Consider the following 1258-nt stretch of genomic DNA (forward strand, 5'->3'; position numbering starts at 1 on the left):
CCTACTTCTAACCCAATGTGCACCAAAGATAAGCAAAAATTATTTATTGACTCCAAAAACTTGAGAATATTTAAATTAACATTTCGCAATATTTACAAATTCTTAAGAATTAATTGAGAAAGATTTTTATTTAACAACGATGTTGTAATGGTTACAGCGATTTGATAGAATTTCATAGTGGGTTATTCTGTGCTTTTTTGGGTAGCAATGGCTGAAACCCTTGCCACACCTACAAGGTGATCCTAATTAAGACGGGTAAATGAGTCAATTTCACCCACAACGATGATCTTTTTTTTGTGTAGTTTTATTGCAAAAAAAAAGTTTTTTTGACAAAAAGCACAAAGTATGATAAGTACCCAACCTATTTCTGGCTGCCAGTAGTTATTGCAGAGTGGGAGTTGGGAAGCTTTTCCAGTAATCAGTGGACTGAAAACGCAAATCTGACAACTGATGACCCTCTTTTCTTTCCTCTGGCATCAAAATGGTTTCCCAACGCAAGGTGACAGCCATCATAATTTGGTTGGCAATCTTACCGATGTCGTTTTTGACCGCGCTGCCCTGATCTCAGCGTTCGACAAAAGCTCACGCCGAGATCCGAACGGTGCGTTCATCCGGCGATGACTGGGTTTTTTAAGCGGTTGCTTACCCTGCCCGCTATTCTTAATAGCATACATCATATAAAGTCGCCCTAAAAGAGCGAGGCTTTAAACCCAATTTTTCGGTAAGTTTTGACGAAATATTGGGTGAGGATGTGTAAATCCGATGTGAATCCCTAGTCAGGGAGAATAATGTAAAGATTTATTAAATTGTAGCTTAGGATACTGTGCTGGGGGTAGAGTGTATTGTTGTTTTCAATAGTTAGGGAGAGATTAAGTTAAGATTTGTGACAAGATCGAGACAAACCAGAATTAATAGTTCCAGTGGTTCAGGGAGATGAACTGATTAGCAAGGGGGACGTTAGCAGTTTCGAGATTGGCGATTGCCTTGACAATTGCCTTGAAGCCCATATTTTTTAAGAGGTTAGCGTTACGGTAAACCGCGAAGATCCCCGAATGGTTTGGATTCGCTTGGTGCAACTCTTCAAAGTCATCGCAGTTATGAGTTAGCAGAATCCGATTTTCCTGTATATACTTTGCACGGCTACAACTTGCATTTTTTACTCAAGGACAATAATATAGTTTAAGAGTCATAATTAGAAGCAAAGCACTCATTAAAAACATGATTAACCTAGAATTCACGGAAGAAGAAAAGAACTCAC

The 1258-nt window shown here is 38.9% G+C and carries 1 protein-coding gene and 1 pseudogene; both read right to left on the reverse strand.

The window, feature by feature from the left end; genetic code table 11:
• Positions 1 to 381: 381 nt before the first annotated feature.
• Positions 382 to 513: a hypothetical protein gene (locus PX482_RS17095; RefSeq protein ID WP_002753613.1), complete on the reverse strand. Its 132-nt coding sequence runs from the start codon at positions 511 to 513 to the stop codon at positions 382 to 384.
• 395 nt (positions 514 to 908) lie between these two features.
• A pseudogene (locus tag PX482_RS27800) lies at positions 909 to 1127 on the reverse strand (DUF5615 family PIN-like protein); the annotation flags it as partial.
• Between the last annotated feature and the right edge of the window lie 131 nt (positions 1128 to 1258).

The organism is Microcystis sp. M53602_WE12, from assembly GCF_030065455.1.
Lineage (GTDB): Bacteria > Cyanobacteriota > Cyanobacteriia > Cyanobacteriales > Microcystaceae > Microcystis > Microcystis aeruginosa.